Source organism: Saccharothrix sp. ALI-22-I, from assembly GCF_001984175.1.
In the GTDB taxonomy this organism is placed as follows: Bacteria; Actinomycetota; Actinomycetes; order Mycobacteriales; family Pseudonocardiaceae; genus Actinosynnema.
Genome location: NZ_MTQP01000058.1, coordinates 76,103 through 97,719 on the forward strand (window position 1 = coordinate 76,103; position 21,617 = coordinate 97,719).

General features: G+C 70.0%; 21 protein-coding genes. All 21 read left to right on the plus strand.

Annotation, left to right across the window (positions count from 1 at the left end; genetic code table 11):
* The first annotated feature begins 58 nt into the window (after positions 1 to 58).
* The 21 genes from ALI22I_RS17570 (at position 59) to ALI22I_RS17670 (ending at position 21,616) form a co-directional block, all read left to right on the plus strand.
* Positions 59 to 493: a helix-turn-helix domain-containing protein gene (locus ALI22I_RS17570; RefSeq protein ID WP_077006593.1), complete on the plus strand. Its 435-nt coding sequence runs from the start codon at positions 59 to 61 to the stop codon at positions 491 to 493.
* The gene (locus ALI22I_RS17575) at positions 490 to 975 is read left to right on the plus strand and encodes a hypothetical protein (protein ID WP_077006594.1); all 486 of its coding nucleotides are present in this window, start codon (positions 490 to 492) and stop codon (positions 973 to 975) included. The genes ALI22I_RS17570 and ALI22I_RS17575 overlap by 4 nt, the downstream gene beginning before the upstream one ends.
* A complete protein-coding gene (locus ALI22I_RS17580) occupies positions 968 to 2,047 on the plus strand; it encodes an MAB_1171c family putative transporter (protein ID WP_077006595.1) in 1,080 nt (359 codons plus the stop codon). Before ALI22I_RS17575 ends, ALI22I_RS17580 begins: the two co-directional genes overlap by 8 nt.
* Positions 2,048 to 2,245: 198 nt before the next feature.
* Positions 2,246 to 3,502, plus strand: coding sequence for a sensor histidine kinase (locus ALI22I_RS17585; RefSeq protein WP_077006596.1), 1,257 nt, complete (start codon positions 2,246 to 2,248; stop codon positions 3,500 to 3,502).
* A 15-nt stretch (positions 3,503 to 3,517) separates the two neighbouring features.
* Positions 3,518 to 4,162 (plus strand): response regulator, encoded by a 645-nt coding sequence (locus ALI22I_RS17590; protein ID WP_077006597.1) that lies wholly within the window; start codon positions 3,518 to 3,520, stop codon positions 4,160 to 4,162.
* Between the two features lie 81 nt (positions 4,163 to 4,243).
* Positions 4,244 to 4,981 carry an ABC transporter ATP-binding protein gene (locus ALI22I_RS17595; protein WP_077006598.1) on the plus strand — a complete coding sequence of 246 codons (738 nt, stop codon included), beginning with the start codon at positions 4,244 to 4,246 and terminating at the stop codon, positions 4,979 to 4,981.
* Between the two features lie 11 nt (positions 4,982 to 4,992).
* Positions 4,993 to 6,876 carry an FtsX-like permease family protein gene (locus ALI22I_RS17600; protein WP_077006717.1) on the plus strand — a complete coding sequence of 628 codons (1,884 nt, stop codon included), beginning with the start codon at positions 4,993 to 4,995 and terminating at the stop codon, positions 6,874 to 6,876.
* A gap of 42 nt (positions 6,877 to 6,918) precedes the next feature.
* Positions 6,919 to 7,596, plus strand: coding sequence for a DUF998 domain-containing protein (locus ALI22I_RS17605; protein ID WP_179118264.1), 678 nt, complete (start codon positions 6,919 to 6,921; stop codon positions 7,594 to 7,596).
* A gap of 340 nt (positions 7,597 to 7,936) precedes the next feature.
* Positions 7,937 to 8,908, plus strand: a complete 972-nt coding sequence (locus ALI22I_RS17610) for an ArsR/SmtB family transcription factor (protein WP_143532265.1) — start codon at positions 7,937 to 7,939, stop codon at positions 8,906 to 8,908.
* A 118-nt stretch (positions 8,909 to 9,026) separates the two neighbouring features.
* Entirely contained in the window at positions 9,027 to 10,220 is a 1,194-nt protein-coding gene (locus tag ALI22I_RS17615) for a LeuA family protein (RefSeq protein ID WP_077006601.1), read from the plus strand.
* On the plus strand, positions 10,220 to 11,620 hold the full coding sequence (gene leuC, locus ALI22I_RS17620) for a 3-isopropylmalate dehydratase large subunit (protein WP_077006602.1): 1,401 nt from the start codon (positions 10,220 to 10,222) through the stop codon (positions 11,618 to 11,620). The genes ALI22I_RS17615 and leuC overlap by 1 nt, the downstream gene beginning before the upstream one ends.
* 15 nt (positions 11,621 to 11,635) lie before the next feature.
* Entirely contained in the window at positions 11,636 to 12,253 is a 618-nt protein-coding gene (gene leuD / locus ALI22I_RS17625; RefSeq protein WP_077006718.1) for a 3-isopropylmalate dehydratase small subunit, read from the plus strand.
* Entirely contained in the window at positions 12,246 to 13,289 is a 1,044-nt protein-coding gene (locus tag ALI22I_RS17630) for an isocitrate/isopropylmalate dehydrogenase family protein (protein WP_077006603.1), read from the plus strand. Before leuD ends, ALI22I_RS17630 begins: the two co-directional genes overlap by 8 nt.
* 21 nt (positions 13,290 to 13,310) lie before the next feature.
* Entirely contained in the window at positions 13,311 to 13,520 is a 210-nt protein-coding gene (locus ALI22I_RS17635) for an MbtH family protein (RefSeq protein ID WP_077006604.1), read from the plus strand.
* A 10-nt stretch (positions 13,521 to 13,530) separates the two neighbouring features.
* Positions 13,531 to 14,688 carry a pyridoxal phosphate-dependent aminotransferase gene (locus ALI22I_RS17640; protein ID WP_238598430.1) on the plus strand — a complete coding sequence of 386 codons (1,158 nt, stop codon included), beginning with the start codon at positions 13,531 to 13,533 and terminating at the stop codon, positions 14,686 to 14,688.
* 153 nt (positions 14,689 to 14,841) lie between these two features.
* Positions 14,842 to 15,240, plus strand: coding sequence for a cobalamin B12-binding domain-containing protein (locus ALI22I_RS17645; protein WP_238598419.1), 399 nt, complete (start codon positions 14,842 to 14,844; stop codon positions 15,238 to 15,240).
* 68 nt (positions 15,241 to 15,308) lie between these two features.
* Positions 15,309 to 16,604, plus strand: coding sequence for a methylaspartate mutase (locus ALI22I_RS17650; protein ID WP_274522979.1), 1,296 nt, complete (start codon positions 15,309 to 15,311; stop codon positions 16,602 to 16,604).
* The gene (locus ALI22I_RS17655) at positions 16,601 to 17,608 is read left to right on the plus strand and encodes an asparagine synthetase A (RefSeq protein ID WP_077006606.1); all 1,008 of its coding nucleotides are present in this window, start codon (positions 16,601 to 16,603) and stop codon (positions 17,606 to 17,608) included. The genes ALI22I_RS17650 and ALI22I_RS17655 overlap by 4 nt, the downstream gene beginning before the upstream one ends.
* Entirely contained in the window at positions 17,605 to 18,900 is a 1,296-nt protein-coding gene (locus tag ALI22I_RS17660) for a glutamate synthase-related protein (RefSeq protein ID WP_077006607.1), read from the plus strand. The genes ALI22I_RS17655 and ALI22I_RS17660 overlap by 4 nt, the downstream gene beginning before the upstream one ends.
* Entirely contained in the window at positions 18,897 to 20,408 is a 1,512-nt protein-coding gene (locus ALI22I_RS17665) for a hypothetical protein (protein WP_202971003.1), read from the plus strand. The genes ALI22I_RS17660 and ALI22I_RS17665 overlap by 4 nt, the downstream gene beginning before the upstream one ends.
* A 23-nt stretch (positions 20,409 to 20,431) precedes the next feature.
* Positions 20,432 to 21,616, plus strand: coding sequence for a trans-sulfuration enzyme family protein (locus ALI22I_RS17670; RefSeq protein ID WP_238598421.1), 1,185 nt, complete (start codon positions 20,432 to 20,434; stop codon positions 21,614 to 21,616).
* Position 21,617: the final 1 nt, after the last annotated feature.

The following is a 21,617-nucleotide window of genomic DNA, read 5'->3' on the forward strand; positions in this document are numbered from 1 at the left end:
GCAAACGGGTGAACCGTTTGGGCTTCATGCCAGTTGTCGCCGGCGTAGGCTGAGGGCTATGTCCGACGATGCCGGTTCCCTCGCCGCCAAGGTGGACCGCCTGTTCCGGACCGTGCGCCCGCGCGACGGTGGCGAGTACTCGTTCGAGGAGGTCGCCGCGGCGATCCGCGCCAAGAACGGGCCGACGATCTCCGCCACCTACCTGTGGCAGCTGCGCAAGGGGCTGCGCGACAACCCCACCAAACGCCACCTGGAGGCGTTGGCAGGGTTCTTCGGTGTGCCGCCCGCGTACTTCTTCGACGACGCCGAGGCCGAGCGCATCGACGCCGAGCTGGCGTTGCTGACCGCGCTGCGGGACGCGCCCGTGCGGCAGATCGCGTTGCGCGCCAACGGGTTGTCCGCGAAGAGCCTCCAGGCCATCGCCGAGATGGTCGACCGCGTCCGGGAGCTGGAGGGGCTGCCGGCGTCCGCCCCGCCGAGCGCCGAGACGTGACCGGGCTCCGGGTGCGCAAGCGGCACGCGGCCCTGCTGCGCGACCTGCCCGCACCGGTGCCGTTCGACGCCCGCGCGCTGTGCGAGGGACTCGCCGAGCGCCGCGGCCGGTCGATCCGGCTCATCCCCGTGACCGGGCTCGGGGACCTCTGCGGCATGTGGGTCGCCACCGACACCGCGGATCTGATCTTCCACGAGGCCGACACCACCCCGCCGCACCAGGACCACATCATCCTGCACGAGGTGGCGCACCTGTTGTGCGACCACTACCCGGCGTCGCTGTCGGTGGCCGACCACGCCCGGGTGCTGCTGCCCGACCTCGACCCGGACATGGTGCGACGGGTGCTCGGGCGGGCCGCCTACTCGACCGTGGAGGAGCGGGAAGCCGAACTGCTGGCGTCGCTGATCCGCCAGCGGGACGTGCCGGACCGGACGTTGACCGGGTCCCTGCGCAGCGCGTTGGACGGTTGGCGGTATGGGTGAGGCGTTGCGCCAGTGGGGGCCCGCGGCGCTGGCGTGGGCGCTGGTGCTCGCCCGAGGCCCTGGTGGCGCCGCGCGGCGGCGGGTGCGGTGGGTGCTGGTGGGTCTGGCGTGCTCGCTGACCGCGCAGATCCCCGCCGTGTACGCGCTGGTCGGTGAGGTCTCCGGGGTGCCGGACGCGGCCCGGTTGGTCAGCCACGCCGGCATGGTGTTCACCGCGTGGGCGGCGCAGGAGTTCGTGGCGTGCATGAACGGGCTGCCGCGCGGCCCCCGGTGGCAGGTCTGGTGGGCGGCGGGTGCGTTCGGGCTGATGTGCGTGCTGTTCGCCGCCCTGCCCGACCTGCGCCCGCAGTCGCCGTGGGTGATGGAGTACTGCCTGGTCTACGCGGCGGCGCAGGCGCCCGCGCTGGTCGCCGTGATCGGCCTCGGGGTGCGCCACGCCCGGGACCGGACGTTGCGGGTGAGCCTGCGGCTGATCACGGCCGGCACCGTGCTGGGACTGCTGTACCTGGTGGACAAGTCGATCCTGGCGGTCGCGCCGCGGGCCGGGTTCGAGTTCCCGTTCGGCCGGTCGGTGCTGCCGGCGAAGGTCCTGCCGACCACGGCGTACGTGCTCGTGCTGGTCGGCGCGGCGCTGCCGGCGGCGGTGAGCTGGCTGCACCACTACCGGCTGCACCGCGGTCTGGGGCCGCTGTGGCGGGCGCTGTACCAGGCCGATCCGAGGATCGCCCTGGACCCGCCGTCGGTGCCGGACGTCGTGGTGCTGCGGCACTTGAGGCTGCGCGTGTACCGGCGGGTGATCGAGATCCGGGACGGTCTTCTGGCGCTGCGCCCTTACCGCTGTCCCGAGATCGCTTCGTCCGCGCAGGCCCGGGCCGTCGCGTCGGGGTTGACCGGTCGGGCTCTGGAAGCCGCCGTGGAGGCCGAGATCGTCGCGGCGGCGCTCGTGCGGTCCCGGCAGGCCGCGGTCGCCACGTCCCCGGCGGGCCCGGTCGTCGGCGGGGTGGACCTCGCCGACGACACGGCGTTCCTCGCCCAGGTCTCCGCCGCGTTCACGGCTCTGCCCCGGCGGTGATCGCCGCGGCCCGGATCGGTCGGGCGTGGAGTGCTGTCTTCCCGGCCCCGAGCGCAGCAGCAGTGCGGACGTTCGTCAGGGTGGTCGAGCGGTCCGGTGGGCACGACCGGGCGGCCGCCGGCGATGGGGCCACCTCATCGGAACACCCAGCAGAGGCGTCGGTGTCCCGTGCACCGGGCCGTCGGCCACACTGTGCCTATGGTGAGGCGGGGGTGGGTGGGGCGGCGGCTTCGAGAGGCTGCTTACGCACTGAGTGACGGGCCGTTGTCGCTGCTGGGATTGCTGTGCCTCGCGGGATGTCTTGTCATTGGCGTGGCGCTGCTGGTGGTGGTGGTCGGGGTTGGTCTGCTCGCGGTCGGTCTGATCGGGGCACGGGCCTGGGGGCGGCTAGAGCTCGCACGGGCTCGTGCGCTGCTGGGTGTGCGGTTGCCGGCGCTGCCGGCGGCCGAGCCGGCGGTCTCGTCGGCGGAGTGGCTGCGGGCCGCGCTCACCGATGGGCGCGGGTGGCGCGCGGTGGGATACGCGCTGGTGAAGGTGCCGGTCGGGGCGCTGACGACGACGGTCGCGCTCGCCGGGTATGGCGGGGCGGCGGCAGGGCTCAGCTATCCGGCGTGGGCGAGTGCGGACCCGATGGTGTTCGGCAGCTTCGTGCTGGACACCCCGGGCCGAATCACGTCGGTCGCGTTGGCGGGTCTGCTGCTGCTCGGTCTCACCCCGTTCGTACTGGCCGGACCGCTGGCGATCAGCAGGGTGGCCGTGGTCGGGTTGCTCGGTCCGTCGCGGCCGGGACGGCGGTTGCGGGCGCTGGAGCAGGCGCGGGGGCAGGCGTTGGCCAACACCGCTGCGGAGTTGCGGCGCATCGAGCGGGACCTGCACGACGGCACCCAGGCCAGACTGGTGGCGCTGGCGATGGATTTGGGGCTGGCCCGCGAGATGGTGGCCACCGAAGAGCGCGACGACACGTTGGCGGCGGTGCTGGCCGCGGCGCATCGCAACGCCCAGCAAGCCTTGGCCGAGTTGCGCGGCATCGTGAGCACCATCCACCCGCCCTCGCTCGATGCCGGGTTGGGGCCGGCACTGGAGGCCTTGACCGAGGTCATCACGGTGCCGGTATCGGTATCGGTGCGGCTCCGGCGGCGTCCCGCACCCTCGATCGAGACGATCGTCTACTACTGTGCGGCCGAACTGCTCGGCAACGTGGTCAAGCACAGCGGCGCCGGCACGGCTACCGTGACCGTCATCGGCGAACGGCGATGGCTCACCCTTCGGGTCCACGACGACGGCCGCGGGGGCGCCGAGGTACGGCACGGCTCACCCGGGAACAGCCGGAACGGCGGCGGGACCGGGCTCGCGGGGCTGGTCGGGCGGGTGGAGGCGGTGGACGGCAGTTTCGAGGTGCACAGCCCACCCGGCGGCCCGACGACCGTCACGGTCGGCGTACCGGTCCTGGTCTGACGGGGGAGCGATCGAATGCGTGTCCTGGTCGCGGAGGATTCCGCGGTACTGCGCGACGGGCTGGTCCGCCTGCTGCAGGCCAAGGGGCACGAGGTGGTCGGCGAGGTGGACAACGCCGACGACCTCCTGCCTGCCGTTGCCCGGCACGATCCGGACGTGGCGGTGGTGGACGTGCGGATGCCCCCGACCGGTACCGACGACGGGCTGCGGGCCGCGATCGACGTGCGGCAACGGCACCCGCACGTCGGAATCCTGGTGTTCTCCCAGTATGTCGAGGCGCACCAGGCGCGACGGCTGCTCAGCGAGGACGCGACCGGCATCGGCTACCTCCTCAAGGACCGGGTCTCCGAGGTCGGCGAGTTCGTCGCGGCGATGGAACGGGTTGCCGGCGGCGGCACGGTGCTCGACCCCGAGGTGGTCTCGCGCCTGATGACGGCCGGCCGCGGGCGGCCCGGGATGGCGGGCCTGTCCCGGCGCGAGCAGGAGGTGCTGGCGCTCATGGCCGAGGGCCGGTCGAACGTGGCCATCGCGAGCGCCTTGGTGGTGACCCCCGGTGCGGTGGAGAAGTACATCAGGGCGATCTTCACCAAGCTCGACCTGCAGTCCACCGGGGACTCGAACCGGCGCGTGCTCGCCGTGCTGCGCTACCTCGAAAGCTAGGGAGTGGGGATAACCCCCGTATTCGGAAATGCCTGCTGCCCGCACTGCGCCGGGATGCCGCGGTCGTGTTGCCTGTGATCTGTGATTGATGCGATCGCACTGGACGCCGTCAGCAAGGTGTACCGCACGCCCGTAGGCACTCTGACCGCCCTCGACGAGGTGAGCGTCGCCTTCCCCCGCGGCAGCATGACCGCGGTCATGGGGCCATCCGGCTCCGGGAAGTCGACGCTGCTGCACTGTGCGGCAGGTCTGGACCGGCCGACCGCCGGGCAGGTGTGGCTCAATGACGTCGACCTGGGTTCGCTGGCGGACCGCGAGTTGGACCGGGTGCGCCGCGACCGCATCGGCTTCGTGTTCCAGGCGTTCAACCTGCTGCCGATGCTGTCCGTGCGGGACAACGTCACGTTGCCGTTGCGGATGGCGGGGCGCAAACCTCACCGCCATGAGGTGGACGCCGTGCTCGCCGCGGTCGGGCTCGGCGACCTCGGCCGCAGGCGCCCGGCTCAACTGTCCGGTGGCCAGCAGCAGCGGGTCGCGGTTGCCCGCAGCCTGATCACCCGTCCGGACGTGATCTTCGCCGACGAGCCGACCGGTTCGCTGGACTCACAGACCGCGATGCAGGTCATGCGACTGCTCCGCGAGGCCGTGGACGAACACGGCCAGACGGTCGTGCTCGTCACCCACGACCCACTCGTGGCGGAGTGGGCCGACTCGACCGTGTACGTCCTGGACGGCCGGATCGACAGGGCGCCGCGCCAGACCGAGGCGAAGCTGCGCGCTGTCGCATCCGGTTCCCGGGACCACCGGGGGACGCGGTGATCAGCCTCCGGATGCTCGTACACCGGCCCGCGCTCTACGTGGGCGCGTTCGTCGCGCTGTCCCTGGCGACCGGCTTGGTCGGGGTCACGCTCGCGGCACTCCAGGCGATCTTCGACGCGCAGACCCCCGGCGGCCCGGTCGTGGTCGTCAACGGCGGGTCGTTCTCCCGTGACCCGGTGGACCTGGGCGGAATCGACAACGTGCTCGTCATCAGCGCCACGGTGTCGACCTTCGTCGGGATTCTCGTAGTGGCGAGCGCGTTCGGGTTCGGCGTCGCGATGCGACGGCGGGACCTCGCGTTGCTGCGGCTGGTGGCGGCCGGCGGTGGGCAGGTGCGCCGGTTGGTGCTCGGCGAGTCGCTCGTCGTCGGCACGCTGGCCGGAATCGCCGGCAGCGGGCTGGCCGTGCTCACCGCCCCGCTGGCGGGACAGGCGCTGTCGGGCGGGTTCTCCCCGGTGCCCCTGACCGTCCAGCCGAACCTGGTCCATTTGCTGATCACCTTCGCGATCGGGTTGGTCGTGGCTCTCCTCGGCGCCAACCTCTCGGCGCGGCGCGCTGCCCGGGTCCGCCCCGCCGAGGCGCTGCGCGAGGCTGACCTGGACACCGGACTGGTGTCGGCGGGCCGGCTGCTCATGTCCGTTCCGCTGCTCGTCGGCGGCATCGTCATGCTGGTGCTGGCGCCCGGCGGAGGCGCCGAGGCCTCGACCCCGCTGGCGGTGTTCGGCGGCCTTGCCTTGACGGCGGGCGCCGCCGCGTTGGGCCCGCTGTACCAGCCCGCGCTGGCGCGCGCCGTTCTGCTGCCGGCCCGTGGCACGATGGGCCGCCTCGCCGCCGCTTCGGTCGGCACGGCGCGACGGCGTACCGCGGCCATCGTCACGCCGGTGTTCGTCGTGCTGGCGGTCACCGGCGTGCTCAGCGCCGTACTGGGCACCACACAGGGTGCGCTGCGCGCTGACGAGCAGACCCGCCAGCGCGCCGAACTCACCATGCCGGACCCGTCCGCTGGCGGTTATGCCGCCGCCCGCGCCACCCCGGGGGTCGCCGCCGTCTCCGCACCTGCCTCGCTGCCGATCGTGCTCGCGCGAGACGTCGACACGGCCGAACGCCGGATCGCCTCGGTGGTGGACCTCCCGGCATGGACCGCGACCACGGCGGTGGACGACCTCACCGGCGACCCCGGCCCGCTGGCCTCCGACGAGATCGCCATCTCACGCGACTACTCGGGCTGGTACGGCTTTCGCCTCGGCTCCACCATCGACGCCACGCTGTTCGACGGGCGAACCGTCACCCTGACCGTCGTCGCGATCGTCGCGGCCGGATCGGTCGGACCTGCGGTGATGGTCTCTCCGGACCTCGCCCCGAACCAGGTCGAGCCACCCCGGAGTGCCCTGCTGGACCTGGCTCCCGGTGTGGATGCCGCCGACGTGGCCGGACGGCTCCGTGCGGCCGGTCACGACGTCCACACGACCGGCGCGACCACCGGCCGGTCCGCGGAGGACGCCGCGAACTTCGCGGTCATGGTGATCATCACCGGTCCGGCCGTCGGGTACGCCCTGGTCATGATCGTCAGCGTGCTCGTGATGGCCGGCGCCACCCGTGGCCGGGAACTGATGACACTGCGCCTGCTCGGCGCCGGCCGTGCGCGGGTACGCCGGCTGCTGCTCTGCGAGACCGCGGCCGCGGTGACGGTCGGCATCGCCCTCGCCGCCGCGATCACCGCAGCCAGCCTGCTCGCACACCGATCCGCTCTGCTGCGCGAGTTCGCCGTCGCGCCGCCCACCGTCGCCTGGTCCTGGTGCGTCGCCGTCGCCGCTGCATTCGCCGGTGTCGCCGGTGTCGTGGCCGTGACGACGGCCGATGCCCGTGTCCGTCGACTCAGCGCCTCCGCGAACTGACGAACCAGAGAAGAGGGGGCCATACCGATGTACGTCGGTGAGATGGGGATTGATCGGCCGCGCGAGCTTCCGTGGCAGGAGCTCGTCCTGGGCGGGACCGCCGTCGCGGTGCTGCTCGGGTTGCACCTCCTGCCGGACTCGGGCGGCGTCGACCCGGTGTACGAGTTGTTGTCGGAGTACCCGTTGCGTTCGGTTGTTGTCGGTGTGCCGTACACGCTCGCGTTGCTGAGCGCGAATACCGCTGTGGTGCTGCTGGGCGTTGCCATGGTTCGGCAGGGACTGTTGCGCGGGTGGCTGACGACGACGTTGCTGGCCGTGTGGTGTCTGAGCCTGCTCGGGTTGACCGTGTTCCTCAAAGATCCCGTCGGCTCGGCCGGCACCTGGTACGGCACGGCGCACAAGCTGTGCACGGTGGCGAACTTCGTGAGCCTGCCGGCGCTGTGCGCGCTGTTGTGGCGGCGCTTCCGCACCGTCTCCGGGTGGCGCGGGAACGCGCGCAGGGTCGGCGTGCTCGCCGCGTTGAGCATGGTCTGCGCGGTTCCGTTCGCGGCGGCGTTCCTGCGGTACGGCGGTCAGCTACGAGCGACCGGCACGGTGCTCGGCCTGATCGAACGGTGCATCGTCGTCCTCGACATCGCCACGATCGTCACGCTGGCGGCGTGGTCCCGTGCCATGGCCGCGGCACGAGACAAACGTCGTTTTGATCACGAGGTAATCTGATGTTAATATGCAGTTTGCTGGTTGTGCACGATATCCGAGTAAGACGTTGTCGGGTGCGGTTAAGTTTCTGCTTAAACACATAATCCGACCGGAAAGCTTTTACCGTGATCGGACTTCATCATGGTAGACTTTGACGGGCGTCATGGGGGCGGTCGGGGCGGCATGACCTCGACGAAAATCAGGCGATCCCCGTGTCGTGCGCTGTACCTGAGCTAGGGCCGTTTCTTTGGGGAGATTCGGGGGTAAAGTGCAGATTCCTGGGGGTTCGGTGTGGCGGTCCGTGATCGGAGTCAGAAGTCCTGCCGACAGTGGTTATGCGCGGCGGGAGCGTACCTGAGCCGTGCGTAGAATAATTTTCACCCTCGAAGACCTCACCAAAATTCGAGTAAAATCGACGGCCGGTCCCATCGCCGAGGCCGTGTTCGCGCTGGAGATGCTGAGCCGGCCGAACAACGTCTATTTCAGCAATTGGATCCAGCGCGTCAACACGCAGCTCGGCAGTCGTGCCCATGCGATTCGCGCGATCATCAAGTCGACCCGGCCGGTGCCGGATCTGCTGTTCACGTTGGAGTCGTCGCGCGCGTCGGAGAAGACCACTCGATCGTCCGGTCTCAGTTCGAGCGAGATCCTGGCCGCGGTCGACGGATTCTGCCGGCTCGCGGTCATGCCCAACTGGCGCCGGATGCTGCGGTACCTGGAGGCCGAGCGGGACGCCCGGGGCAGGATCCTGACGACGGGTGGGGTGGAGCGCCTGCTGGGCACGTTGCACCCGCAGGTCAAGTGGAACCCGCCGGTGCTCGAAGTGCCCGACGAGCGCGAGGGCGACGTCCGGCTGAACGGCAGGAGCCTGCTGCTCGCGCCTTCTTTGTTCCTGGTCAACAAATCCGCCGTGCTGATCGACGCGGATCGGGCGGACGGTCAACCGATCCTGTCCTTCGCGTCGCCGCCGGACCTCAAGGCGGCCAACGGGCTGTGGGAGATGTGGGACGAGTACGACCGTGGCGACCAAGCGCTGTCGGCGCTGGTCGGCCGGACACGGGCGGCGGTGCTGCTCGCCCTGGCGGACACCAGCAGCACGACCGGGGAACTGGCGGACCGGTTGCGCGTCTCGGCGGCGGCGATCAGCCAGCACACCGGGGTGCTGCGCGCGGCGGGCCTGATCAGCACCAGGCGGAACCGGAACATGGTTCTGCACACCCTCAACCCGCTCGGCACCGCTCTGCTGTCCGGCGACACGCTGGACAGCGCCCACCTGGCGGCGATTCCGCAGCCAAACCGCGGGCTAGATGGTCGGCGCTTTAGCGCAAGCTAAAAGGGCTGGACGGGTCGGCTTGGCTGAATACCCTTGGAAGGGTGGCACTCACACGACGGGGACGCCGAATTTGCTTGCCGGCCCTCGGTGGCCGATGGTGAAGGGTGGACAGCCGAGAATGATCAAGGAAGACAACTCGCGACAACGCCGGATCTCTTTCTTCGACGCCACACTGCGCGATGGCGAGCAGGCTCCCGGAAACGTGATGTCGCCGGCGCAGAAAGTACAGTTGGCCCTACTGTCCGAAGAATTCGGCGCGGACACCGTCGAAGCGGGGTTTCCCGGTTCTTCGCCGGCGGATTTCACGGCCACCCAAATGATCGCCGAGGCGCTCACCACGGCGAAGTTCGCCACGTTCAACCGGGCCAGCACGGACGATGTCGCCTGCTCGATGCGGGCAGGTGGCGCTCGGGAGAACCACCAGGTGCAGATCTGCGGGACAGGCAGTGAACTGCACTTGGAGCACAAGCGCGGGATCAGCCGGGAAGAGGCGATCCGTGAGACGGGCGAGGCCATCCGCCTCGCGGTCGACCTGGGCGCCACGAACATCTCGTACGGCGTGGAGGACGCGAGCCGCGGCAGCTTCGACCTGATCCACGCCCTGGTCGACGAGGCACTGGAGGCGGGCGCGACCACGGTCATCCTCGCCGACACGACCGGCTTCGCCATGCCCCAGGAGTACGGGGAGCTGTGCGCCGCGGTCCGGTCCTGGATTCCGGACGACGTCGCGCTGTCCACGCACTGCCACGACGATCTCGGTTTCGCACTGGCGAACGCGATCGCCGGGATCGAGGCCGGTGCCACAGAGGTGCAGTGCACGCTCGGTGGCATCGGGGAGCGAGCCGGGAACACCGCACTGGAGGAGCTCGCCGCGGTGCTGAGCTACAAGGGCGACGAGCTCGGCGTGCGCACGACGATCGTCACCGAACGGCTCTACGCGGCCTTCCAGACGCTGTGCGAGGTCATCTCGATGCCCCCGCCGAGGAACAAGCCGGTGTTCGGCGACAACGCGTTCTCCACCCAGGCCGGTATCCACCAGGCCGGCATCCTCCGCAACCCGGCGACCTACGAGTACATCAACCCGTACCGGTTCGGCAGGAAGCGTTCGCTGCTCGTCGGCAGGCACTCCGGCCGGGCGATCCTGCGCTACCTGCTGGAACGGATGGACGTGGCACCGGACCCGGTGCTGCTGGACGAGCTGTACACCGAGTTCATCGCGCAGCGGGCGAACAGCGACTGCGACGAGCTCGACGAGCTGAGCGAAATGGTCCGCGCGCGGCTGGCGGAGCGCACCGCGATGGTTGCCGGTTGATGGGCACGCCACGCACGCTGTACGGCAAAGTCTGGGACCGGCACGTCGTCGACCCCGGCACCGCCGACCTGCTCTACGTCGACGTGCACCTGGTGCACGAGGCGACCTCCGCGCAGGCCTTCGCCGGTCTGGCCGAAGCCGAGCCGAGGCGCGGCGTCCGCAGGCCCGACCTGACCCTCGCCGTCGAGGACCACAACGTGCCGACCGACTCGTTGACGGTACGCGACCCGGTCACTCTGCTGCAGGTCGGCACACTGCGGCAGAACTGTGCCACACACGGTATCGAGCTCTATCCACACGGACACGACCGGCAGGGCATCGTGCACGTGGTCGGTCCGGAACTCGGCATCGTGCAGCCCGGGATGAGCGTGGTGTGCGGCGACAGCCACACCTCGACGCACGGCGCGTTCGGAGCGCTGGCCTTCGGTGTCGGAACCAGCGACGTCGAACACGTGCTCGCCACGCAGACGCTCGCGCTGGCGCGGGCGAAGACGATGGCCGTGGAGTTCGTCGGCGTCCCGCCGCGGGGCGTGCAGGCCAAGGACCTGATGCTCGCGCTGCTGGCCGAGATCGGTGCGAACGGCGCGCGCGGCTACGCGGTGGAGTACCGCGGCGAGGCCATCCGGAACAGCTCGATGGAAGCCCGGATGACGATCTGCAACCTCAGCATCGAGGCCGGCGCGCGCGTCGGCATGATCGCGCCGGACGAGGTGACCTACGAGTACCTGCGCGACCGCCCATACGCCCCCGTCGGCGACGACTGGGACGCCGCCGTGGCGGACTGGGAGTCGCTGCGCACCGATGACGACGCGACCTTCGACCGGGTGGTGCACGTCGACGTCTCGTCGTTGACCCCGTTCGTCACCTGGGGCACCAACCCCAGCCAGGCGGTGCCGCTCGCGGAAGCGGTGCCGCACCCCGACGACTTCCCGGACGCGGAGGACCGTCGTGCCGCCGAGCGCGCACTGGAGTACATGGACCTGACTCCCGGCACGAAGATGCGCGACATCCTGGTGGATGTGGTGTTCCTGGGATCCTGCACCAACGGGCGGATCGAGGACCTGCGGCAGGCGGCGGAAGTGTTGCGCGGTAGGAAGATCGCGGCCGGGGTGCGCATGCTGGTCGTGCCGGGTTCCATGACCGTGCGCCGGCAGGCCGAGGAGGAAGGTCTGGGCAAGGTCTTCCACGACGCGGGTGCCGAGTGGCGGTTGGCCGGGTGCTCGATGTGCCTGGGCATGAACCCGGACCGGCTGGCGGGTGCGCAGCGCTGCGCGTCCACGTCGAACCGCAACTACGAAGGGCGCCAGGGCACCCACGCCAGAACGCACCTGGTGTCGCCGGCGGTCGCGGCCGCCACCGCCGTTGCCGGGCACCTGGCCGTGCCCGCGGACCTGGACTGAACTTCGGAGATGACGATGCGACCGATCAGCGGCCACACCGGCACCGGCATCCCGCTGCGCAGGAGCGGCGTGGACACCGACCAGATCATCCCCAGCGGCTTCTGCCGGAGCCTGCGGAAGACCGGGTACCAGGACGCGTTGTTCGCGACGTGGCGGGTCGATCCGGACTTCGTGTTGAACGACCCGGAACGGGCCGACGCCTCGGTACTGGTCACGGGGCCGGACTTCGGGACCGGCAGTTCCCGCGAGCACGCCGTGTGGGCCTTGCGGGACTGGGGTATCGGCGCGGTGATCGCGCCGAGCTTCGGCGACATCTTCTGGCGCAACGCGTTGCGCAACGGTCTGCTCGCGGTGCGGGTGCCGGAGCAGGCGACCACCGCCCTCCTCGATCTCAGTGAGGCCGAGCCGTGGACGCCGATCACGGTGGATCTGGTGGGGCAGCAGGTTCGCGCGAGTGACGTCGTGGCCGACTTCGAGATCGACGCCGACGCGCGGCAACGGCTGCTGCTCGGGAGGGACGAGATCGAGCTGACGCTCGGCAAGGACGACCTGATCAAGGCGTACGAACGCGGTCGGCCCCGGTGGCTGCCCCGGCTCGGCCAGGACCTCGTTCGAGCGGATTCCCATGACTGAGCCCGACACCGCGAAGCCGGTCGTGGTCATCCCCGGCGACGGGATCGGCCCGCAGGTCATCGAGCAGGCGCTGGCGGTACTGGACGACCTCGACCTCGGTCTCAAGTTCGACGTGTTCGACCACGTGCACGCCTCGACCTATCTCGCGGAAGGGCATCCGCTGTCGGATGCCGACCTGCGCACGATAAGGGAGAGCGCGGGGGTGCTGCTCGGTGCGATCGGCGATCCGCGCGTCCGCACGCCGGACTACGCGCGCGGTGTGCTGCTGCGGCTGCGCTTCGAACTCGACCTGTACGTGAACTACCGGCCTGTGCGGCTGCTGCAGGATCGGCTCAGCCCGGTGCGGGACGCCGGGCGGCGCTTGATCGACTGCGCCGTGGTGCGGGAGAACACCGAAGGGCTCTACGTCGGTGTCGGCGGTGTGATGCACCAGCACACCGAACACGAGACCGCGGTGGACGTGGAGCTGAGCAGCTACCGCGGGGTGACCCGGGTCATCGACTTCGCGCTGAAGACGGCGCGGCGCGGGGTGTGCATGGTCGACAAGTCGAACGCGGTGCCCAACGGCGGCGGGCTCTGGCAGCGGTGTTGGGCCGCCGCGCGGCAGCGTCCGGAGATCGACCGCTCGCACCTCTACGTCGATGCGGCGACGGCGCGCCTGGTACAGGACCCGACCGCGTTCGACGTGATCGTGACCACGAACTCCTACGGCGACATTCTGAGCGACCTCACGGCCCAGCTGGCCGGCGGTCTCGGACTGGCGCCATCGGCCAACCTGAACCCGGACACCGGGCTCGGCCTGTACGAACCCGTGCACGGCAGCGCGCCGGACATCGCGGGAACCGGGTCCGCCAACCCGATCGGGGCGATTCTCAGCGCGGCGCTGATGCTGGAACGCACCGGTTACGCCACGGCGGCTGCGGCGGTGCGCGCCGCGGTGAGCCATTCGGTCGCCGCATGGCGATGCACCCCGGACATCGGTGGCGATCTGAGCACGCAACAAGCCGGCGAGGCCATCCGGGCCGCGCTCCACTGACAGCAGGGGGACGACAGTCTCATGACGAACCCTTTCGACGACCAGGACGGCACGTTCCTCATGTTGGTCAACGACGAGGGACAGCACTCGCTGTGGCCGGAGTTCGCCGAGGTGCCCGCGGGTTGGCAGGTCGTGCAAGGTCCCGCCTCCCGCGAGTCCCTCATGGACTACGTGGAGAAGAACTGGACGGACATGCGGCCGAAGAGCCTGGTCGCCCGGATGGACGGCTGAGTTGGACACGGTGGTAGGCACCGGCTCACCGGCACTATCGCGCCGCGCGTCGAGCATCCGGGCGATGGAGCTGGGGTCGTTGATGCGCATGGCCGGCGAGGCGGGCGCGATCGACATCGCGCTGGGTATCCCGGAGGAGCCGCCGCCGGAGGACGCCGTCAGCGCGGCTACCGCCGCGCTGGCAGCCGGACTGCACCAGTACGGCCCACCCGCCGGGTTGCCGGAGTTGCGGGCGGCGGTGGCCCGGTTGGCCGGCCCGGCGAGGAACTGGGCCCTGGACCCGGAAGCCGAGGTCACCATCACCTGTGGTGCGACCGAGGCGATCATGGTGGCGCTGCTGACCGTCACCGACCCCGGTGACGAGGTGCTGGTGATCGAGCCGTTCTTCGAGCTGTACCCGGGGATGGTGACGATCGCCGGCGCCATCCCGAAACCGGTGCGGCTCACCGGTCCGGACTGGCGGTTGGACCTGGATGCCGTGCGGGCCGCGCTCACCCCGCGCAGCAGGGCCGTACTGCTCAACACCCCGCACAACCCGACCGGCAGGGTCTTCGACGACGCCGAACTGACCGGTCTGCTTCGGCTGTGCGCAGAGCACGACCTGGTCCTCATCACCGACGAGGTCTACGAGCACTTCGTCTACAAAGGACTTCACAGCTCGCCGGCGGCTGATCCGGCACACCGCGCGCGCACGATTGTGGTCGGCAGCCTGTCCAAGAGCTTCCGGATGACCGGTTGGCGGATCGGCTACTGCCTCGCCGAACCCGGCCTGACCGAGGGGCTGCGGCGGGTCCACGAGCGCACCACAGTAGGGGCGAGTCATCCGCTGCAGCGCGGTGCCGCCGTGTTGTCGCAGCGGCACCTGGCCGACAGGGAATCGCTGCGGTCGATGCGCGACGAGATGGCCGCACGCCTCACCGGGTTGGGGTTCGAGGTCAGCCTCCCGGAGGGCGGCTGGTTCGCACTGGCGCACATCGGTGGACTCGCCGCCGGCTCGACCCGACTGGCTCACCGCCTGGTGCGGGAGGCCGGTGTGCTGGTGGCGCCCGGCTCGGCTTTCTTCGCCGACCGTGCCGACGGCGAGGAGTGGATCCGGGTCACCTTCGCCAGGGACCCGGCCGCGACGCGCGAAGCCTTGACGAGAATGGAGCGGCTGTTCGGACGGTGACCGTGAGAACGGTCGCATTTCGGCAGAGCGAAATGTCATTGCGCGGCCGCCGACCCACTCGGCAAGCTGGTCGTGAGGGATAACGGTCGAGTGGAAGTGGGCGGTGCCAGGCCGGTGAACTCCACGAATTCGACGAGGGTGCTTCGCGTCCTGGTGACGACTGTGGCGTCCGACTCGCACAGCTGGAACCTCGTCTACCTGCAACTGATGCTCGAAGAAATGGGGCACATTGTGGACAATCTCGGGCCGTGTGCGCCAGTCGATGAAATGATCGCGCGGTGCCTCGAATCGCGGCCCGATCTGGTCGTGGTCAGCAGTGTGAACGGTCACGGATACGCCGACGGTATGCGCTTGATCTCGACGCTGCGCAGTCACCGGGACCTCCGCGGCATACCGGTGGTCATCGGCGGGAAACTGGGAATTCATGGCACGGAAAACCAAGACCACACTGACCGCTTGCTGCTCGCCGGATTCGATGCGGTTTTCTCCGACGGCGGCGGGTTGCGCAGCTTCGAGTCGTTCGTGCGGCAGTTGCCCGCGGGTGCGGCATGAGGTGCACCGTCACCGTGACTGAGCCGGGATCGGCGCCCGTCGCCGCGCCACCGCCGAGTGCCCCGAGCGTGCGCTACGGCGCCTTCGCGAACTTCATCTCGATGGCGCGCGCGGCCGGAGAGCTGGTGGTGCAGCCGCGGATGGGCATGTGCGACCCGAAGCAGATGCGTGCCGGACTGCTGGCCACCAAGCTGGCGCGGGCGACGACGGTCGGCACGATCACGCTGGACAGCTTCACCAGGACCGGTGACCTCGCGGCCGTGCGCAGCGCCCTGCGCGATGGCGTCGACCTGAACGGCTACCCGATCGTCACTTACGGACCTGAGCGGACCAGGGAGATGCTGCGGGGAATCTGCGAGGAGGGCTTCCCCGTGCAGATCCGGCACGGCTCGCCGGCGCCGAAGGACATCGTGGCGACTCTGATGCGCGCCGGTATCGACGCCACCGAGGGCGGGCCGGTGTCCTACTGCCTCCCCTACAGCAGGACGCCCCTGCGCGAGTCGGTCCTCAACTGGGCCCGCAGCGCGGAGATGCTCAGCGAGTTCCGGGGTGTCGGGGTCGAGCCGCACCTGGAGACGTTCGGCGGTTGCATGCTCGGCCAGCTCTGCCCGCCGAGCCTGCTCGTGGCGCTGAGCGTGCTGGAAGGGATGTTCTTCCACCAGCACGGGCTGCGCAGCATCTCGCTGAGCTACGCCCAGCAGACTCATGCCGGCCAGGACCAGGAGGCGCTCCTGGCCATGCACCGGCTGGCCGGTGAACTGTTCACGGACATCGACTGGCACGTCGTGGTCTACACCTACATGGGCGTCTACCCGAACACCGAGCGCGGCGCGCTGCGGCTGCTCGGTGAGGCCGCCGAACTCGCCGTCCGCGGTGGCGCGGCCAGGCTCATCGTGAAGACCGCGGCCGAGGCGCACCGCATCCCCACGATCGCGGAGAACGTGCAGGCGCTGGAGTACGCGGCGAACGTCGCGACCGGAACGGAGCGTTCGGACATCATCGGCACACCTCCGGAGAGCGAGATCTACCGGCAGGCGTCCGACCTCGTGCACGCGGTGCGCGAGCTGCACGCGGACATCGGCGTGGCACTGCGGATGGCGTTCGACCGCGGCTACCTCGACGTGCCGTACTGCCTGCACCCGGACAACGCGGGCCGGGCGCGGACCAAGCTGACCGAGGACGGCCGGCTGGTCTGGTCCAGGGTGGGCGCGATGCCGATCAAGCCCCCCCGTTCCGGGTGGGCCACGACCGAGCTCGGCTCGGCGGAACTGCTCGCAGCACTGTCCTATGTGGCGCGGCGCTGCGACGAGGAAGCGGCTCAGTTGGGAACACTGCCCGCGGCGGAAAGGGGACAGGTCGAATGACGCAGCCGGAAAGCAACGGGGGCGGCCACGTTCTGCCGACGCCTGCGGAGCACTTGAGCTCGCCGCGCACGCGTGCCGTACTACGCGTGCAGCAGCGACTGCTGGCCGCCGCGCGCGAGTACCTGGTGGGCGAGCAGGGTTGCATGGAACTGCTGCCGCCGATCATAGGTCCCGTCACCGACCCGGGTGCACGGGGCGCCAAGCAGGTGGACATCGACTACTACGGCCGCACGTACAAGCTGATGACCAGCGGCATCCTGTACAAGCAGGCGGCGTTGCTCGGTTTCGACCGGATTGTCAACGTGGCGCCGAACGTCCGACTCGAACCGCTGGAGACCGCGTCGACGCGGCGCCACCTCGCCGAGTTCCACCAGTTGGACGTGGAGATCGCGCACGCGTCCCGGGACGAGGTCATGGACCTCGCCGAGGGACTGCTGAAACACGTGGTGCGCGCGGTCGTCGACGATCGCGCCGCTGAGCTGGAGTTGTTGAGCAGAGACGTGGCCGCGCTCAAGGAGGTCGTCAACGGTGGTTTCGACCGCCGCCGCCACGCCGATGTGGTGGCGCAGGTGCGCGCGGGCGGCTACGAGCAAAGTCCCGATGCCGAGATCGACTGGCACGCGGAGGCGTCGGTCTCCGAGCAGGCCGTCCGCCCGTTCTTCATCACCGACTACCCGAAGGGTTCGCGGGGCTTCTACGACCGGGAAAGCGAGACCGAACCGGGAGTGCTGCGCAACTTCGACCTGATCGTGCCGGAAGGCTACGGCGAGATCGCCAGCGGCAGCGAACGGGAATGGGACTACCGGCGCATCATGACCCGGTTGCGGGAGACTGGGGAGAACCCGGCGAAATACGACTGGTACCTGGACATGGTGCGCGCGGGCATCCCGGCCAGCGCGGGGTTCGGCATCGGCGTCGAACGGTTGACCCGGTACCTCACCGGCGTCGACGAGGTCTGGCAGGCGAGCGCGTTCCCGAAGGTACCGGGGGTGTTCTCGGCGTGAACACCCCTCTTGACGCTCCCGGTTTCCCCCGCGAGGAGGTCGCCGAGCGCGCGCGGCACGGCGTCGCCGCGATCTACCCCGACGCCGCGCGCTACGGCGTCTCGGTGTTCGGCGGCACGGTGCCGGTCGCGGCCGACGCCCTCGACGCGATGCGGTTGGTGCCGCCGGTCTTCGTGCCGCGCCGGTTGGAGAAGCTGATCGAACTCGGCCGGGAACCGGTGCACCACGACGTCGACCTCCGCACCGACATCGGCGGCTTCGCCAGCAGCCTGCCGGTGTACGTCTCGGCGTTCGGGTCGACCGAGGTGGCGGGCCGCGACCTCGGCGTCGCGGTGAGCGGGCAGGCCGCGGCTTGCGGCATCCCTGTGGTGATCGGCGAGAACGTGGTACCGGTCAACGGTTACCGAAGCGTGGATCGCGCCGGCCGGTCGATGCTGCGCCGCGTGCACGCGTACCTGGACGCGGTGCCGGACGGACTCGGCGGAGTGGTGGTGCAGCAGAGCACCGAGGACGCCGACGCCGAGGTGTGGAACCTGGTGTACTCCGACCCGGAGGCCCGCGCGCTGCTGGATTCCGGCCGGTTGGCCTTCGAGTTGAAGGTGGGCCAGGGAGCCAAGCCCGGTCTCGGCGGGATGACGCTGCTGGACTCCGCGAGTGCGGCGGCGCTCCAGGGCCGGTACACGATCGACGAGGCCGGCGCGGACGGCCGCCGATTGCGGCACAGCAGTCCCGGCACCTTCACCGAGGAGGTGCTCCGGCAGCAGATCCGCCTGATGCGCAACAACTACCCACGCGCGCGGACGTGGGTGAAGCTGCCGCCGGCGCGGGACGTCCTGGCGGCCTTCGACATCGCGGTCACCGCGGGCGCGGACGCGGTCACCGTCGATGGTGCCGAGGGCGGCACGGGGTGGGCGCCGAAGTGCTTCCTGGAACACGTGGGGCTGCCGCTGGCCGAGTGCCTGCGCCGGATCGGCGAGCCCGCGGCGCGGTCCGGGTGCTTGTTGGTGAGCGGCCGGTTCTGGGAGGGCAGCCGGACGGTCAAGGCGCTCGCACTCGGCGCCCGGGCGGTCGGTATCGGTCGGGCGGCGCTCCTCGCCGCGGCGGCGCACGACGACGGCGTGCGGAACTTCGTGCGGGCACTGTCCGCCGAACTCCAGCTGCTCATCGCCGCGCTGGGCAAGTACTCGCCAGAACCGTTGTCCAGCGAGGACGTCTGGGACCCCAGCGGTGCGCCACACGCACCCGCATGGGACGCATCGGCATATCACGACGGCCTGGCGGAGGCGCCATGAACACTGATGTCGAGTCCACAGCGCTGTTGCGCAAGCAGACCTACGACGAGCTGACCGAGGTGCTCTCCGAGGCGGATCTCCGCGGCGTGCGGGAGTGCGCCGAACGAATGCTCGCCGACCTCGGCGCCGAGCGGCAGGTGCGGGAGCGGACCGTGATGGTCGCCTACGGTGGCGGCAAGGACAGCGCGTACATGCTCGCGTTCGTCCGGGCCGTCCAGTTGCTGATCGCCCGCGAGTACGGTGACACGTTCACCATGCGGGTGGTGACCATGCGGCACGCGGGGATGCCGTACGCGGTGATGGCCAACGTCGATCGGTCGTACCAGGCGCTGCGGCTCTACGACGATCCGGACTGCGAACTGCTGCTCGTGGACGGCAACGAGGTGAATCCGTTCCACGTGGATCGGCCGCAAAGCCCGGAAGTCGTCGAGCGCAACCGCACCGACATCCTGATGACGGGGCACCGCACATTCGCCGACGGCCGTCCGACGTTCTGCAACGCCTGCAACTTCAGCGTGGCAGCGGCGTTCGGTCTCGCCGCCGCCTACGACGGCGGCGTTGACATGATCGTCACCGGGGACTCACCGCAGGAGCAGAGGTCCTACTTCCTGTGGATCTGCCGGCTGGCGCGCCGCCTCGGCGTCCGGCTGCCGGAACGCGGCGAGTCCGGGTCGGTGAGCTTCGGCAGTGTGCTGTCGGTGATCGACGACATCGCTGCGGCCTACTTCGCCGACATCCACGGCACCGGCGCGAAAACGGAGATCGCGGAGCGCAGGGTCGAGGCCCGCGTGCCGCGACGGCTGAGCTTTTTCACGATCTACACCGACACCGCCTACGCCTCGGGCGACCACTGGGAACTGCTCACCGGCTACCTCCGCTTCGTCTTCGACGACACGGCGTTCAACTTCACGGAGTCCGACTGCGCCAATCCGGCCCTGATGGCCCACCTGCGGGCGCTGCGCTGCGAACGGCTGTACGGGCAGCGCTACGCGGATGGCCTCGCCGAGTACGTGGAGTTCGCGATCAACCTCATGCGCGGCAAGCAGATCCCCGAGTACCTGATCCAGGTGATGCGGGATCGCTACGCCGGTCCGGACGCGCCGGAGCGGATGCGGCAGGCGATGAACGCATACGCGCTGGACACCTTCGGGATCACCGAGGAACAACTGGTCGCGATGGTGTACTCGCCGTTCGCCGAGCGCGGGCTCGGCTTGGCGGACTACCTGCGTGTCGAGCACCCCGCGCTGGCGGCCCAGCAGGAGAGGATCGTGGCCGTCCTGAACGGACAGCGCGACCCCGATGTCGAGGAAAGCCTGCGGGCGATCTCGGGGCTGCGCACCGATCAGCTCCGCACGCTGTACACCAGCACGCTGCGACCGCGTTCCGGCGAACTCACCGGCGGGGCCATGGTGGACCTGATCCTGGAGGGCGATCCGCACAAGCGGACGGTGTTGACCAGGCAGGACCCGAACGGTCCGGCCGTGCCGGAACTGATCTCCGGCCGATGACCGCGTTTCGAATGGAGGTACAGGTGAGCGATTCCCAGCGACACGACCGGGTGCAGACGCGGGCCGTGCACATCCGGGCCAGCGTGCCCGAGGGCAGTGTGCCCGCCGCGGTGCCGCTCTACCAGACCTCGCTGTTCACCTTCGAGGACCTGCCGACGTTCGCCGATGCCTGGTCCAAGCCGGACGGGGCGTTCACCTACAGCCGATTCGGCAACCCCACGACGAAAGCCTTCGAGGATGCCGTGGCGGACCTGGAAGGCGGCAGTTCGGCGATGGCCACCGCCTCCGGGATGGGCGCGGTCAGCACCGTGCTGCTGTCCCTGCTGCGCACCGGGGACCACGTGCTCGCGCAACGCGGACTGTACGGCGGCGTCTTCACGCTGCTCGCCGATCTGTGCGAACGCTGGGGCATCGAGGTCACCTACCTCGATGCCGAGGACCCTGCCGAGGTGGCCGCGGCGTGTCGCCCGACCACCAGGATGCTCTACCTCGAAACGATCGCGAACCCGTTGGGCCAGGTCTGCGACCTTCCGGCGTTCACGTCCGCGGCACAGCGCGCCGGACTGATCACGGTGGTGGACAACACCTTCGCCTCACCGGTGCTCTGCCATCCGCTGCGGCACGGTGCGGATGTCGTGGTGCACTCGACCACCAAGTACATCGGCGGCCATTCCGACGTGGTCGGCGGCATCATCGTCGTCAAGGACCAGGAACTGGCGAGCACGCTGTGGCGGCGTGGCACGGAGCTGGGCGCGTGCGCCGACCCCTTCGCCGCGTGGCTCTCCATTCGCGGCCTGCAGACGCTGCCGGTCCGGATGCGCCAGCACTGCGCGAACGCCGAGGTGGTCGCCACCCGCCTGACGGAGCACCCCAAGGTGGCCAGGGTCTACTGGCCCGGGTTGCCCGACCATCCCAGCCACGCCACTGCGCGTGCACTGCTCGACGGTTACGGCGGTGTGGTCGCCTTCGACCTGCACGGCGGGATGGAAGCCGCGCGCTCGTTCACCTCACGTATCCGGCTGGCCTCGCTGGCGCCGTCACTCGGCGGTGTCGGCACCACCGTGCTGCACCCGGCGAGCATCTCGCACAGCGGGATGGACCCGGACGCGTTGCGTGCGGCCGGAATCGACCAGGGCACGGTGCGGGTCGCGGTGGGCCTGGAGCACCCGGAAGACCTCTGGTCCGACCTCGCACAGGCGTTGGACTGAC